At 71.0% G+C, this 14539-nt stretch carries 14 protein-coding genes; 4 read left to right on the top strand and 10 right to left on the bottom strand.

From position 1 onward, the window contains the following. Positions 1 to 111: 111 nt before the first annotated feature. From mshC to OH809_RS33555, 4 genes are all read right to left on the bottom strand, one after another. The gene (gene mshC / locus OH809_RS33570) at positions 112 to 1341 is read right to left on the bottom strand and encodes a cysteine--1-D-myo-inosityl 2-amino-2-deoxy-alpha-D-glucopyranoside ligase (protein WP_406417892.1); all 1230 of its coding nucleotides are present in this window, start codon (positions 1339 to 1341) and stop codon (positions 112 to 114) included. A gap of 424 nt (positions 1342 to 1765) precedes the next feature. Beyond that, positions 1766 to 2611: an SCO1664 family protein gene (locus OH809_RS33565; protein WP_406417894.1), complete on the bottom strand. Its 846-nt coding sequence runs from the start codon at positions 2609 to 2611 to the stop codon at positions 1766 to 1768. Then, positions 2575 to 3165, bottom strand: a complete 591-nt coding sequence (locus OH809_RS33560; protein WP_406417896.1) for a DUF3090 domain-containing protein — start codon at positions 3163 to 3165, stop codon at positions 2575 to 2577. Before OH809_RS33560 ends, OH809_RS33565 begins: the two co-directional genes overlap by 37 nt. Before the next feature lie 106 nt (positions 3166 to 3271). Continuing rightward, positions 3272 to 3982, bottom strand: coding sequence for a histidine phosphatase family protein (locus OH809_RS33555; RefSeq protein ID WP_406417898.1), 711 nt, complete (start codon positions 3980 to 3982; stop codon positions 3272 to 3274). A gap of 59 nt (positions 3983 to 4041) precedes the next feature. Between OH809_RS33555 and corA the strand changes: the two genes are divergently transcribed. Beyond that, positions 4042 to 5037 carry a magnesium/cobalt transporter CorA gene (corA, locus tag OH809_RS33550; RefSeq protein ID WP_406417900.1) on the top strand — a complete coding sequence of 332 codons (996 nt, stop codon included), beginning with the start codon at positions 4042 to 4044 and terminating at the stop codon, positions 5035 to 5037. A 168-nt stretch (positions 5038 to 5205) separates the two neighbouring features. Here corA and OH809_RS33545 read toward each other — a convergent pair whose 3' ends face one another. Both OH809_RS33545 and OH809_RS33540 read right to left on the bottom strand, forming a co-directional pair. Next, the gene (locus OH809_RS33545) at positions 5206 to 5994 is read right to left on the bottom strand and encodes a ferritin-like domain-containing protein (protein WP_406417902.1); all 789 of its coding nucleotides are present in this window, start codon (positions 5992 to 5994) and stop codon (positions 5206 to 5208) included. A gap of 196 nt (positions 5995 to 6190) precedes the next feature. Beyond that, positions 6191 to 7240, bottom strand: a complete 1050-nt coding sequence (locus OH809_RS33540) for an LLM class F420-dependent oxidoreductase (RefSeq protein ID WP_406417904.1) — start codon at positions 7238 to 7240, stop codon at positions 6191 to 6193. A gap of 140 nt (positions 7241 to 7380) precedes the next feature. On the opposite strand from OH809_RS33540, the gene OH809_RS33535 reads away from it, so the two are divergent. Beyond that, positions 7381 to 8364, top strand: a complete 984-nt coding sequence (locus OH809_RS33535) for an aldo/keto reductase (RefSeq protein WP_406417905.1) — start codon at positions 7381 to 7383, stop codon at positions 8362 to 8364. Further along, complete coding sequence (locus tag OH809_RS33530) at positions 8361 to 10607, top strand: helix-hairpin-helix domain-containing protein (RefSeq protein ID WP_406417907.1); 2247 nt, start codon at positions 8361 to 8363, stop codon at positions 10605 to 10607. Before OH809_RS33535 ends, OH809_RS33530 begins: the two co-directional genes overlap by 4 nt. Before the next feature lie 198 nt (positions 10608 to 10805). Here the strand turns inward: OH809_RS33530 and OH809_RS33525 are convergent, their stop codons facing one another. Further along, positions 10806 to 11465 carry a hypothetical protein gene (locus OH809_RS33525; RefSeq protein ID WP_406417909.1) on the bottom strand — a complete coding sequence of 220 codons (660 nt, stop codon included), beginning with the start codon at positions 11463 to 11465 and terminating at the stop codon, positions 10806 to 10808. Between the two features lie 47 nt (positions 11466 to 11512). Between OH809_RS33525 and OH809_RS33520 the strand changes: the two genes are divergently transcribed. Then, positions 11513 to 11701 carry a DUF5703 family protein gene (locus OH809_RS33520; protein ID WP_030918345.1) on the top strand — a complete coding sequence of 63 codons (189 nt, stop codon included), beginning with the start codon at positions 11513 to 11515 and terminating at the stop codon, positions 11699 to 11701. Between the two features lie 69 nt (positions 11702 to 11770). On the opposite strand, the gene OH809_RS33515 is transcribed toward OH809_RS33520, so the two are convergent. The 3 genes from OH809_RS33515 to OH809_RS33505 form a co-directional block, all read right to left on the bottom strand. Beyond that, positions 11771 to 12565: a chaplin gene (locus tag OH809_RS33515; RefSeq protein ID WP_406417911.1), complete on the bottom strand. Its 795-nt coding sequence runs from the start codon at positions 12563 to 12565 to the stop codon at positions 11771 to 11773. Between the two features lie 136 nt (positions 12566 to 12701). Beyond that, positions 12702 to 12935 (bottom strand): chaplin, encoded by a 234-nt coding sequence (locus OH809_RS33510; protein WP_359109951.1) that lies wholly within the window; start codon positions 12933 to 12935, stop codon positions 12702 to 12704. Positions 12936 to 13087: 152 nt separating this feature from the next. Next, entirely contained in the window at positions 13088 to 14413 is a 1326-nt protein-coding gene (locus OH809_RS33505) for a M20/M25/M40 family metallo-hydrolase (protein WP_406417914.1), read from the bottom strand. Positions 14414 to 14539: the final 126 nt, after the last annotated feature.

Below are 14539 nucleotides of genomic sequence, written 5' to 3'. Positions count from 1 at the left end.
TTTAGCGCAGCCGCAAGCATTTGACCATGGACAAAACGGGACCGGCCCCGAACTTCATGGAGAAGTCCAAGGCCGGCCAACAGGCAGAGAAGGAAGGGTTGTTACAGCGTGTTACAGCGCGACACCCAGCAGCGCGTCGACAGCGCGCGAGACGAGGCCCGGTGCACCCTCGTCCGTACCGCCCTCGGCGTTCTGGCGCTCGGCCCAGCGGTCCACGGCGGCCAGAGCGGCCGGTGCGTCCAGGTCGTCGGCGAGGGCCTCGCGGACCTCTTCGACGAGGGCGTCGGCGGACAGTCCGTCGGGCCGGGAGACGGCGGAACGCCACCGCGCGAGCCGCTCGACAGCGTCGGCGAGCACCTGGTCGGTCCACTCCCAGTCCGACCGGTAGTGGTGCGAGAGCAGCGCCAGCCTGATCGCGGCCGGGTCCACGCCGTCACGGCGCAGCGCCGACACGAAGACCAGGTTGCCCCGGGACTTGGACATCTTCTCGCCGTCCAGGGCGACCATTCCGGCGTGCACGTACGCCTGGGCGAACGGGTGCTCGCCGGTCAGCACCTGGGCATGCGAGGCGCCCATTTCGTGATGCGGGAAGGCGAGGTCGGACCCGCCTCCCTGGACGTCGAAGCCCATGCCGAGGTGGTCCAGGGCGATGGCCACGCACTCGATGTGCCAGCCGGGCCGGCCGGCACCGAGCGAGGCACCGTCCCAGCTCGGCTCACCCTCGCGGGCGGCCATCCAGAGCATCGGGTCGAGCGGGTTCTTCTTCCCCGGGCGCTCCGGGTCGCCCCCGCGCTCTGCGGAGAGCAGCCGCATCGCCTCGGCGTCCAGGTTGGACACCTCGCCGAAGTGCGGGTCGGTCTCGACGGAGAAGTACACGTCACCGTCGAGCTCGTAGGCGGCACCGGCGTCCCGGAGCCGTTCGACGAGCGGGACGATGCCGGGTATCGCCTCCACCGCGCCGATGTAGTGCTTCGGCGGAAGCATGCGCAGGGCGGTCATGTCCTCGCGGAACAGGGCCGTCTCGCGCTCGGCGAGCTCGGTCCAGTCCTGACCGTCGCGCACGGCCCGCTCCAGCAGCGGATCGTCCACGTCGGTCACATTCTGGACATAGTGAACCTGCCGCTTGGTGTCGAGCCACACGCGTTGAACCAGGTCGAACGCGTTGTAGGTCGCCGCATGACCCATGTGGGTCGCGTCGTACGGCGTGATGCCGCAGACGTAGATGCGGGCGACGGGACCGGGGTCAAGAGCGATCCGTCCGCCGGTCGCGGTGTCGTGGATCCGAAGGTCGCGGCCCTTGCCAGGCAGGGCGGGGACCTCAGAAGCGGGCCAGGCATGCATGTCATGAGCGTAACCGGACGTTGCGTCCGGATACGAACCGGATACGGGATCGTGGCCGGGGAGACGGTCTTACGCTTCCGCGGTGCTCGCTCCCCCACTCCGCCGCTTCCCGAAACCGTGGCTCTGCCCGGGCCCCCGGACCCTCAGTCGCCGGGCGGGCTGTGCGAGGCCCACAGGCCCGTTCGGTCGGTCTAAGGACGCCCTCGACACCGGGCGGGCTCAAGGACGTTCTCCGGCGCCGGACGGGCTCGATTTTCGGCCACCCGCCGCCGGGAAGATTCCGCCCGGACCTTGACGGGACGGGGTCCGGGGCAGAGCCCCCGAAAACCAGCCCTCCGGTGCTTGAGCCTCTGAGGGGCGGAGGTCCGGGGGCGGCGCCTCCGGGTCCGGGGAGGAGTGGGCAGGAGAAACGGCCCCCGGCCCGTCACACCGGCGGCCAGGGGATCGCGGGCCACCCGCCACTCGGCCCCGGGTGCCGCCCCGTCATCCGCAGCGCCTCCACCCGCCCCCGCAACGCATCGATCTCCGCCGCAGTGATCAGCTCCGCCAGCCGGGTGACCAGCGCCGTCCCCGGGGCCAGCTCTTCCGCCAGCCGGTCCAGCGCATCGACGGCCTCGGCCGTCAGCGGTTCCCCCGCCCACCCCCACAGCAGCGTCCGCAGCTTGCCGTCCGCATTGAACGTCACTCCGTGGTCGATCCCGTACAGCCGGCCGTCCGGCGCCGGCAGCAGGTGCCCGCCCTTCCGGTCGGCGTTGTTGATCACCGCGTCGAGGACCGCCAGCCGCCGCAGCCGCGGATCGTCCGCGTGCACCAGCAGCGCCGTCCTCCCCTCGCCCACCTCGGCCTGGGCGACGGCTTTCCACCCGTCCGCCGGCTCCTCGTCCTCGACGAGCGCCAGCAGCGGAGGCTCACCGTCCGCGGATGCCTCCGAGGGCGCCTCGATCCACAGCTGGCACATCCCCTCCCCGTACGGTCCGTCCCGCAGCACAGTCGGCGGCACCAGCCCCCACCCCGTCACCTCGGAGATCTCGTACGCGGCGACCTCACGCCCGGCGAGCGTGCCGTCGGGGAAGTCCCACAGCGGCTGTTCCCCGGCGACGGGCTTGTACACGCAGGTGCGCTCCTCGCCCTCGTACGCGACCGTGCAGTAGAGCACCGCATTGGACGCGTCACGGATCTGACCGCGGACGGTGAGCTGTCCCTCGGTGAGCAGGGTGATCAGCCGGGTGTCCGTCAGGCTCCCCGTCGGTATCCGTTCTGGCGCGGGCATACGTGTCCTTCCGGGTCGAGCGGCAGGCTGCACAGCGGGCACGGCGGACGGCCGGCGTTCACGACGTCCAGGGCGCGCTTGGCGAACGCGCGCGCCTGCCCGCCGCTGAGCCGGACCCGGAGCATCGGCGGACCGTTCTCCTCGTCCTGCAGCATCCGTTCCTCGGCCTCCGCGAGATCGTCGTCGGAGTCCGCGTCCAGCTCGACCAGGGCCTGCGCCTCGACGATCATGCGCTGTTCCTCGCCGTCCCAGGCGAGAGCCATCGTCCCGACCCGGAACTCCTCCTCGACGGGCACGTCGAGCGGCGCGGTGTCGGTGACGTCCATCGGGGCCACTGCGGGCACCGGCGAGTTCCCACCGGTCCTCCGCACGACCTCGTCGAGCAGTTCGTCCATCCGCTCGGCGAGCGCGGCGACCTGGGTCTTCTCCAGGGCCACGCTGGTGACACGTCCGCCTGAGGAAGCCTGCAGGAAGAACGTACGGCGTCCAGGCAGCCCGACCGTACCGGCCACGAAACGGTCCGGGGGGTCGTAGAGGAACACCTGACGGGACACGTCCTGTCTCCCTTGAGAATTGACGGCAAATGAGGGGCGGCCGGGTTCCGGGAGAGTCCCGGAGGGAAGGGCGCCTACGGCGCGTCCACCCTACTGCGCGGAGCGATCACGGCGCCCCAGCGCCGCCGCCGACCACCGCATCCGTACCTGCTTCCGTATCCGTGGGTGCGCCGGCGCTCTCCTCGCGCGGCTCCAGCGACGCGAAGTCCCCGGTGTCGCCGAGCCGCAGCAGGAAGGGCCGCAGCCGCGTGTAGCGGATCGCGGTGACCGAGCAGGGTTCGGCCTGGATCCGCTGGAAGAGGTCGAGATGCATCCCGAGCGCGTCGGCGACGACGGACTTGATGATGTCGCCGTGCGAGCACATCACGTACACCGCGCCGTCACCGTGCTCGGCCTCGATCCGGGCGTTCCACTCCCGTACGGCATCGACGGCGCGCGCCTGCATCGACCGCATCGACTCACCGCCGGGAAAGGCCGCGGCCGAGGGGTGCTGCTGCACGACGGACATCAGCGGCTCGTCGGTGAGTTCCGCGAGTTTGCGCCCCGCCCAGTCGCCGTAGTCGCATTCGCTGATCCGCTCCTCGGTGTGCAGCGGCAGCCCCGGCCGGGCGTCGAGCAGCGGCTGCAGAGTCTCCCGGCAGCGCTGCAGCGGGCTGCTGACGGCGGCGGCGAGGGGCAGGGAGGCGAGCCGTTCGACGAGCGCGGCGGCCTGCGCGACGCCGCGCTCGTCGAGCGCGACACCGGGGGTCCGGCCGGCGAGCACCCCGGCCGTGTTGGCAGTGGAGCGTCCGTGGCGTACGAGGATCAGGGTGGGCATACGGGCCAGCGTAGGCCGATGTCCCTCAGGAGGTGCGTCGGGGACCGGAGCAGGGAAGAATGCGCGCCGTGATTGTGGACTGCGCGATTTATCGGGATGGGCGTCGTACCGACGGGCCTGCCGACTTCTCCGATGCCCTCGACGAGGCACGGGCCACCGGGGACGCCTTTCTCTGGATCGGGCTGCACGAGCCCACGGAGAAGGAGTTCGACCTCGTCAGCAGCGAGTTCGGGCTGCATCCACTGGCCGTGGAGGACGCGCTGAGCGCGCATCAGCGGCCGAAGTTGGAGGTGTACGACGACTCCCTCTTCGTGGTCATCAAGCCGGTGGTGTACGAACCCGAGGGCGACACGGTCACCACCGACGAGCTGATGATCTTCATAGGCGACTCGTTCGTCGTGACGGTCCGGCACGGGGAGGGCGCGCCGCTCGCCGAGGTACGCCGCCGGCTGGAGGCCGATCCCGAGGTGCTCAAGCACGGCCCCACGTCGGTCCTGTACGCGGTCAGCGACGCCGTCGTCGACCACTACATCGATGTGGCCGCGGAACTCCAGGTCGACCTGGAGGAACTGGAGACCGAGGTGTTCGCACCGAGCAGCACCATCGACACCAAGAACACCGCATCGCGCATCTACACCTTCAAGCGGCAGGTGCTGGAGTTCCGCCGGGCCAGCGGCCCGCTGAACGCGCCCATGCTCCGGCTGGCAGGCGCCACTGTGCCGTTCGTCGACGAGCACTCGCAGCCGTTCTTCCGGGACGTGAGCGACCATCTGACGCGCGCCAACGAACACGTGGAGGGGCTGGACCGGCTGCTCACCGACATCCTCTCCGCGCATCTGGCGCAGACAGGGCTGCGGCAGAACGACGACATGCGGAAGATCTCGGCGTGGGCGGCCATGGCGGCCGTACCGACGATGGTGGCGGGGATCTACGGCATGAACTTCGAGCACATGCCGGAACTGCACTGGGTGTGGACCTACCCGACGGTGATCGGGCTGATGGGCTGCGCGGTGTTCGGCCTGTACCGCCTGTTCAAGCGCCACGGCTGGCTCTGACGACAGGCTGCCCGTCGAAGGCGCGGCTCAGAGGCTGTCGTCGGGCTACCTCTGATCGGGCGGTCGTGCCCTGGCACGCACGCTTCCCGAGCCCGGCAGCCTCTCAGAGCCTGTCGGGTGACCTCTGATCGGGCGGCCACGCCCGATCAGAGGTCACCCGACAGGCTCTCAGGCGTACTCGGGCGCCGGTACCGCCGGACCGCCCAGCGCGTCGCGCCGCTCAGGCAGTTCCAGGCTGACCATGCGCCGCCAGCCGACGAGCCGTTCGTACGCGTAGACGCCGTGGATCCCCGCGGCAAGCAACGCCGCCCTGGCCCTGGACCAGCCCAGGATGCGGCCCATGTGGGCCATGACGGCGAGGCTGACATCGCGGTACACCCGGATCTCGGCAAGGGCGCACTCGCGCAGGATGCGCTGGATCGTCCGGCCGTGTCCGGCGAGGGCGAGGCGGAGCAGCTCTTCATGGCAGTACGCCAGGTGGTTGTCCTCGTCGTTCGAGATCATCTTCACCGCGCGGCCCACGTCGGGGTGGTCGGCGAAATACTTGTGGAGCGTCTCCATCTGTTCGGAGGCGCGCTGCTCGGTGACCCGGCTGTGCGCCAGATACGTGACGATGTCGAGCTCGGAGAGCGGCTCGTCACGTTTCAGCTGCTCGTGGGCGAGGCCGATGCCGTGCTTCTCCAGCAGCATCGTGTAGTCCGTCTCGTGCGGCACCTCGGCCGGCCGCAGCCCGCGCTTCTTCAGCAGGGCGTGGAAGATCCGGCCGTGCTTGTCCTCGTCGGCGCCATGCCGGACGATTTTGGGAACGAGGGCGCGCTGGCTCTCGGGGGCCAGGGCCGCGATACGGCCGTTCTCCCAGCCTCCCTGACTCTCGCCACCTGCGGCGATCGAACAGAAGAGCCGGAACGACTCGTCGTTGTCGAGAATCTCCTGGAACAGGTTCTTTGCCGAGAGCATCGCTGGCGCCTCCGTACCGGTGTCCGCAGAAGGAAATTCAAATGCGGCACGGGAAAGTAGGCAACAGGAGGCATGTCCGGCAGGGCCGAACGGGTGCCGCGTAACCGATGGGGGCCGGGCGCGTTGTGTTGCGTAACGGCCGTGGCGGGGAGGACCCCCGAGCCCCCACCACGGCCGTAGTGCTGCCCGCGGACGGTTACGCCAGGCCGGACCGCTCCAGCGCGTCCGTACCGGCGCGCAGCGCGGCGATCCGCTCCTCGCGGGTGAAACCGGCCGGAGCGAGGGTCAGCGTCGTGACACCGGCGGCGGCGTAGGCCTGCATGCGCTCCGCGATGCGCTCGACCGAACCGAGCAGCGTGGTCTGGTCGATCAGCTGGTGCGGTACGGCGGCGGCGGCGCCAGCCTTGTCACCGGACAGGTATGTGTCCTGGATCTCGGCGGCTTCCTTCTCGTATCCCATGCGCTGGGCGAGCTGGTTGTAGAAGTTCTGCTTGCGGCTGCCCATGCCGCCGACGTACAGCGCGGTGTAGGGGCGGAACATGTCGGCGAGTCCATTGATGTCGTCACCGATGGCGAGCGGCAGTGTCGGGCAGACGTCGAAGCCGTCCATGGTCTTCCCGGCCTTCTCGCGGCCCGCCCGCAGGTACTTCACCGCAGTGTCCTCGAGATGGTCGGCGGACGGGAAGATCAGCAGCGCGCCGTCGGCGATCTCGCCGGTCTGCTCCAGGTTCTTCGGGCCGATGGCGGCGATATAGAGCGGAATGTGCTCGCGCTGCGGGTGGACGGTGAGCTTGATGGGCTTGCCGGGACCGTCCGGCAGCGGAAGCGTCCAGTGCTCGCCCTCGTACGAGAGCCGCTCGCGGGACATCGCCCGGCGGACGATCTCCACGTACTCCCGGGTGCGGGCCAGCGGCTTGTCGAACTTGACGCCGTACCAGCCCTCGGAGACCTGCGGTCCCGACACGCCGAGGCCGAGACGGAACCGGCCGCCGGAGAGCGAGTCGAGGGTGGCGGCGGTCATCGCCGTCATGGCGGGCTGGCGGGCCGGGATCTGCATGATCGCGGAGCCGACGTCGATGGACTCGGTCTGGGCGGCGACCCAGGTGAGCACGGTCGGCGCGTCGGAGCCGTACGCCTCGGCCGCCCAGCAGACGTCGTAGCCGAGCCGGTCGGCCTCCTGGGCGACGGCGAGGTTGTCGCCGTCCATTCCCGCGCCCCAGTAGCCGAGATTGATTCCGAGCCGCATAGCCGCTCCCCTTACTGATCAGTAACGTCCCTGTGGTCCGGACTCTAGCGCGCACCACCCGGATCCGGCAGGGGCGCCTTGACCCCGGGTTGTCCACAGGCTTCCTCCCCGTGGGGCTCTGGCCAGTAATCTCAGCGCCCATGGAGCAGAGGCATCTCGGCCGCACCGGCCTTCGAGTGTCCCGGATCGGGCTCGGCACCCTCACCTGGGGCCGGGACACCGACGAGCACGACGCTGCCGAACAGCTGAGGGCCTTCTGGGAGGCGGGCGGCACGCTGGTCGACACAGCCGATGTGTACGGCGGCGGGGACGCCGAATACCTGCTGGGGCGGCTCGTCGAGGGCCTGGTGCCGCGGCGCGATCTGGTCATCGCGACGAAGGCGGGCAGCGTGGCCGACCCGTACCGCCGCTTCGACGGCTCGCGTGGTCATCTGCTGGCCGCACTGGACGCCTCGCTGGAACGGCTCGGTACGGACTACGTGGATCTGTGGCAGCTCCACGCCTTCGACCCGGTGACTCCGCTGGAGGAGACCCTTCAGACGCTGGAGCTGGCGGTGTCCACCGGGCGCGCACGGTACGCGGGGGTGTCGAACTTCTGCGGCTGGCAGCTCGCCAAGGCGGCGACCTGGCAGCTCGCCTCGCCCGGGGCGCGCACCCGGCTGGCCAGTACGCAGATGGAGTACTCACTGCTGCAGCGGGGCGTGGAGCGCGAGGTGCTGCCCGCGGCACTCGATCTGGGCGTGGGGCTGCTGCCGTCGTCGCCCCTGGGCCGCGGGGTGCTGACCGGCAAGTACCGCACGGGCACCCCGGCCGACTCGCGCGGCGCCTCCGAACTGCTGGCGCCGTTCGTCGAGCCGTATCTCGACGACCCGGCGAGCCGCATCGTGGACGCGGTGGCGACGGCGGCCGACGGGCTGGCAACAACAGCGCTGCAGGTGGCTCTCGCCTGGGTGCGGGACCGTCCCGGAGTGGTGGCCCCGATTGTCGGCGCGCGCAACGCGCAGCAGCTCACGGAGGCATTGTCAGTGGAGGCGCTTAGTCTTCCTGACGAGATCTGCCAGGCGCTCGACGATGTGTCGGCGCCCGTGCACCGCTATCCCGACCAGGACTGGAGCACGCTGTGACTGCGCTTCCCCGGGGGGAATCCCCCGGCCCCTCGGCCGCCGACGACACCGACGTCGTCGGCTCCGCTGCCGCCGTACCCGCCCCGTCCGCCGAGGACGTGGCCGAGGACGTGGGGGCCGACGAGAGCGAGGCGGAGGAGAGGGACGGGACAGCGGAGCCGGCTGCTCCGGAGGGAGCCGACAAGACGGATGCGGTCGGCGCGACGGACGCCGGCACGACGCCCGCTGCCGCCGCGCTCTCGGAGGCCGAGGCCGAGCTGGCCGCCCAGCGGGAGCTGCGGGAGCGGATCGAGAAGCGCAAGGCCGAGAAGGAGGGCCCGATCGCTGCGGGCGCCAAGCTGAGCGGGCAGGCGGCCGATCTGCTGGCGGCGGTGCGTGCCGTGGAGAGCGGCGAGAAGCCCGGCGCCGCGTTCTTCGACTCGCCCGCACCGGCACCGCACCGCGCCGCTCCCGCGCCCCCGCCGGTACGCCCCCGGGAACCCGAGCCGGTGTTCGCACCGCAGGGCGCCTCTCCGGAGGCCGTGGCAGCGGTGACGGCCGTCCTGACGGAGGGCGGGGCACCCGAATCCCTGGCGGTACCGGCGGCGGACACGCTCGGCGCGCAGGCGGCCGACGTGCTGCGCGCGGACCCGTGGCAGCTGCTGGCCGTACCCACCGTCCGGCCCGAGCAGGCGGACGGCTTCGCAAGGACCCTGCTGGGCGCCGCGTGCGGTCCGGACGACGAGCGACGGACGGCGGCGCTGATCGGCTGGCTGCTGGAGCGCGCCGCACTGCAGGGCCACACCGCGCTGGACACGTCGGCGGTGCGTGCCGCGCTCGCCGAGCGTGCGGTGACCGACCCGGATGCGGCCGTGCAGCACGCCGTCGCCGAGGGCGTCGTGCTGGTCTTCCAGGACGGTCCGGACGACCAGGAAGCGGACGGGGATGCAGAGCCCGGGGACGAGGCGTCGGACGGGGCCGGGCAGGAGCCGGCCCAGGTGCTGCTCGGTCTCGAGCGGTACGCGCTGGCCGAGGAGAGCCTCGCCGACGGTCTGGCCCGGCTGGTCAACGCCTGCGAGAAGGACGCCGACTGGTCGGAGGCGGCCACGGCCGCCGGTTCCCAGTCGGCGGCCGAGCTGATCCGTGCGGTCGCGGCCGGTGGCCTGGTCGCGCACACGGGCGGCGACGCGGCGCGGGCGGAACCCGCCGCGCTGATCGTCGCAGCCCGCGCCCTCGGGTTGCGGGCCCTCGGCGCCACCCACAGCGTGGACGGCAGACGGCGGCTGGCCGAGGCGCTCGACGAGCCGTCGGCGGCCGTTACCCTCGCCGGGCTGCTCTCCGGCGCGGAGGGCCCCGGCCGGGACGCGGACGGGGCGATCGCCGTCGATCTGCTGGTCGTGCTGGACGCCCCGCAGCTGGACGTGGAGAGCGCCGCGATTCTGGTGGAGTCCCTCCCCGACGGCGCCCGACTGGTGCTCAGCGGCGACCCGGGGGTGCTGGGCTCGGCGGGTGCGGGGCGGGTGTTCGCGGACGTCCTGGCCGCCCGCGCGTGCCCGCAGGTCGTATCCCGTACGCCGGATCCCGGTCCGATCGGCGAGCTGGTCTCCGGGATCGGAATCGGCGAGCTGAACCAGGTGGCGGCCCCCGGCAAGGAGGTGGTGATCGTCCCCGTGCAGGACGCCGGCGAGGCGGTGCACCGCACCGTGCAACTGGTCGCCGACTCGGTGCCGCGTGCGATCGGCGTCCCGTCGGCCGGCACCCAGGTGATCACCGTCGGGCACGGCGGCTCGGCGGGCACCCGCGCACTGAACGCGGCACTCAAGCAGCGTCTCAACCCCGGTCCCGGTCGGTTCGGCGGCTTCGACCCGGGGGACCGGGTCGTACACGTCCCGACGCCCGGCAGGACCGTGCCCGGGACGGTCGTCTCGGCCGACGCCGAGGGACTGCATCTGGACTGTGCGGGCACGCCGGTCGTCGTACCGCAGGAGCGGGTGGAGTCGTCCGTGCGCCACGGCTGGGCCCTCAGCGCCCACCAGGCGGCCGGGATGCGCTGGCCCGCGGTCGTCGTCGTGCTGCCCGGTGACGCAGCTCAGGGGCTGAGCCGGGCCTGGGTGTACACCGCGTTCAGCCGTGGCGAGCGGCATCTCTCCGTGGTGCACGGGGTGGATCAGGCGCTGCCGCGCGCGGTGGCCCTGCCTCCGTCCGAGGACCGCACGACCCGGCTGCGCACCCTGCTGGAGGCGCAGCAGACGGTCACCGCCTGACGGCCTCCCCCGCGACAGGGAGTGGGCTCCCTGTCGCGGGGGAGGCCGTCAGGTGTCCCGAAACCCTGACGGGACAACCCTTGGGTTCTGTCGTCGAACCGCCGTCGTCGCCCGAAGGGCGGACGCGCGGCGTCCGGTGCGTCGCCGGTGCCCTGGGCGGGGCACCGGCGACGACTGTTTGTCACCGACAGCACACGGTCAGGAGCTGTCGGTCGCCAGGTCGTCCAGTTCCTCGTCGAGTTCGTCCTCGTCGAAGACGGAACTGACGTCGAAGCGGCACACCACCAATTGAGGGTCGGCCTCGTCGAACGGGGCACTGAGCCACTCCCCCGGCTCGGGAAGCTCTTCCGCCGCGGCGACCCAGAGCGTGGAGTCGCCTTCCTCCAGGCCGAACTCCTGGTGCCGGGAGGCGATCTCGTCCGGTTCGTACTCACCGAAGAGCACGCCGAGCGCCGCATGGACACTGGCGCCGACCACGGCGCCGGTCCCGTTGGCGCGGCCGTCCGGGTCCGGGTTGGCAATCCGCTGTGCCTGGGCGAGCAGCCGGGGCGGCTCCACCACCGCATAGTCGCGGCGGATCAGCACGCTGAGCGCCTTCGGCTCCTCGGGACCGCCGTACGGCGGCAGGGAGTCGTCGGCGCCGGGGATCTCGAAGGGAGTGACCTCGTCATAGCGGTCGTAGAGGAGTTCGTCGTAGACCTCGGCCGCGGCGGCCAGTGCATTGAACGCCTCGTAGACGGCGGGGTCGTCGTCCCCGGACCGGCGCTCGACCGCCGCGAGGTGATGGTCGAGCGCGGCTTTGACCGCATCGGCGGCGGCGCGTACCTCGGCAGCGGTGGGCTGCGCAGCATCAGACATAGTACAGACGCTATCCGTACACGGCCTCTGCCCGCACAATAGATGCGATGCCGGAATACGAATTTGTCGATGTGTACGTACCGCGCGGGGTCTCCCGGAAGGAAACCGCCCGCCTGCTGACCGACCATGCCGAGTACGGGCACTGGGAGTTGGACCGATTGACGCTGCGTCGTGACGGCAGCCGCAGGGTGCGGCTGCGGCGGCGGATCATTCGCCAGCTACGCGCCACCTGGTGAGACGAGCGGGCCCCGCATCCGCGGGCCCGCTCGTCTTCGTCCGGCCTGTCCCGGTGCCGCAGCCCGTTGTTACGCGGCCATACGGGAGCGGCGGTACAGCACCGTACCCGCGCCCGCCAGCAGCAGACCCGCGCCCGCGGGGACCAGCAGGTCGAGCACGCCCGCTCCGGTGTGGGCGAGCTGCGGCTCGGGCGCGTTCGGCACGCCTCGCGGTCCGGGTACTTCGGGCTTCTCGGGGGTGAGCGGGGTGAGCGGGGTGACCGGGGTGACCGGAACGTCCACCGGGGGCGTGCTCACGTCGGCGTCGTTCTCGCACGTGTTGCCGGTTGCGTGGCTGAGCAGTCCGCCGATGGTGACACTGCCCCCGCAGGCGTTCACGGGGACGTCGACGGGGACCTGGATGGTGTTGCCCGAGAGAAAGCCGGCCGACCCGTTCGCGTACCCCTCGGCCGTGGCGCCGCTGAAGCTTTCGTTGCCTCCGGCCCGGTGCTTGCCCATTCCGGCGCGGTACTCGCGGGTCAGGTTGCCCATGTCGCGGCCGGCCGCTGCGTGGCGGCCCGATGCCTGCGCACCCGACGCCTGGGCGCCCGAGCCGTGCCGCCCCGCCGAGGCACTGTTTCCCGAACTGATTCCGCAAGCGTTTCCGGCCGCCGGATCGAGCAGTCCGACAACACTCACGGAGTTACCGCATACGTTGACCGGGACGTCGACCGGGATCTCCACCGAATTCCCCGACAGCACCCCCGGGGAATTCGACACGTCGCCGGCCGCTCCCGCGTCGGCGTGGGCGTATCCGCCACTCAGCGCGAGCACTCCGCCCGCTGCCGCCATGGTCATCAGGCCTTTACGCGTGACCTGTCGCATAGGTTTCCCTGCCTTCTACCTTCCGGAATACCCCCGGACGTGACCGTGCGGGGGTGGAGCGCCCAGCGGCCCCGGAGCGCATGGCGTGCGCTCCGGGGCCGACCGGGCTCAAACCCTTACGGGTTGACGCCCAACGTCAGGAGTTGGCGCAGTAGTTGCCGGAGGCGGGGTTCAGCAGCCCGACCACGGAGACCGTGTTGCCGCACAGGTTCACCGGCACGTGCACGGGAACCTGGATGGTGTTGCCCGAGACCACACCGGCGCTGCCGACCGCGGCACCCTGGGCGCCCGAGTCGGCGACGGCCATACCCGCACCCGCGAGCACCAGACCACCGGTGACTGCCGCAGCGGCGGCGATCTTCTTGATCATTATTCCTCCTAGTTGCCAATACGGTCCCAGCCGCGGACCGCATCACCTGTAACGAGGAATAAGTAGTCGGGCTACGAGGCGATGACCCCTTTCACTCGTTCCGGTCACGTACGTACACGCTGGCGATTACCGGCGGAACAGGGCGCGGTAATTCAGCAGTTGTCGATGAAACGGTCGAGCACCCGCGCACCGAACTGCAGGCCGTCGACCGGTACCCGCTCGTCGACACCGTGGAACATGCCCGCGAAATCGAGCTCCGGCGGCAGCTTCAGCGGGGCGAACCCGAAGCAGCGGATGCCGAGGTCGGCGAAGGACTTGGCATCCGTGCCGCCGGAGAGCATGTACGGGACGGCGCGGGCGATCGGGTCCTCCGCCTTCAGCGCGACCTGCATCGCGTCGACCAGGGAGCCGTCGAAGCCGGTCTCCAGCGCCTTGTCGCCGTGCACGTCCTCGCGCTTGACCCGCGGGCCGAGGATCCGGTCCAGGTCGGCCAGGAACTCGTCCTCGAAGCCGGGCAGGAAACGGCCGTCGACGTGGGCGACGGCCTGGCCGGGGATCACGTTCACCTTGTAGCCGGCGCTGAGCATGGTGGGGGCGGCGGAGTTGCGGAGGGTGGCGCCGATCATCTTGGCGATGCCGCCCAGCTTGGCGAGCGTGGCGTCCATGTCCTCCGGGTCGAGGGGGGTGCCGAGCGCGTCGGACAGTTCGTCGAGGAAGGACCGTACGGTCTTGGTGACCCTGACCGGCCACTTGTGCCGGCCGAGCCGCCCGACCGCCTCGCAGAGCTCGGTGATCGCGTTGTCGCCATTGGTCATCGAGCCGTGCCCGGCGGTGCCGTCCACGGTGAGCCGCATCCAGTGCATGCCCTTCTCGGCCGTCTCCACGAGATAGAGCCGCAGCTTCTCGTTGACCGTGAAGGAGAAGCCGCCGACCTCGCCGATCGCCTCGGTCACGCCGTCGAAGAGGTCCGGGTGCTTGTCGACGAGATACCGCGCACCGTACGTACCACCGGCCTCCTCGTCGGCGAGGAAGGCCAGCACGATGTCGCGCGGGGGCTTGCGGCCACTGCGCATCCGGTCACGGACGACCGCGAGGGTCATGGCGTCCATGTCCTTCATGTCGACGGCGCCGCGCCCCCATACACAACCGTCCGTGACCTCGCCCGAGAACGGGTGGTGCGTCCAGTCCTGGGCGTTGGCCGGGACGACGTCGGTGTGCCCGTGGATGAGCAGCGCGGGCCTGGACGGGTCCTCGCCCTCGATCCGGGCCACGGTCGAGGCACGGCCCTGGTGGGATTCGAAGATCTTCGGTTCGAGCCCGACCTCGGCGAGCTTCTCCGCGACGTACTCGGCGGCCGCCCGCTCACCCGGGCCGGAGTGGTCTCCGTAGTTGCTGGTGTCGATCCGGATCAGCTCACGACAGAGGTCCACGACCTCGTCCTCGCCGGAGAGGCCGCCGGCCTTGTTCGTCTCGCTCACGCTGCTTCCTTCCGCTGTCACCCTGGTGCTCCCTCACATCCTCCCGCGCCCGGCCCGCACGCCCAAGGGCGCCTGTCCCCCGTCACGCGCCGTTCACACGGCCAGTGGCGTGATCGAGCACCCCCG

It is taken from the genome of Streptomyces sp. NBC_00873 (assembly GCF_045207415.1).
In the GTDB taxonomy this organism is placed as follows: Bacteria; Actinomycetota; Actinomycetes; order Streptomycetales; family Streptomycetaceae; genus Streptomyces.
The sequence above is the reverse complement of the archived record's forward strand: the minus strand, read 5'-3'. Positions and strand labels throughout refer to the sequence as shown.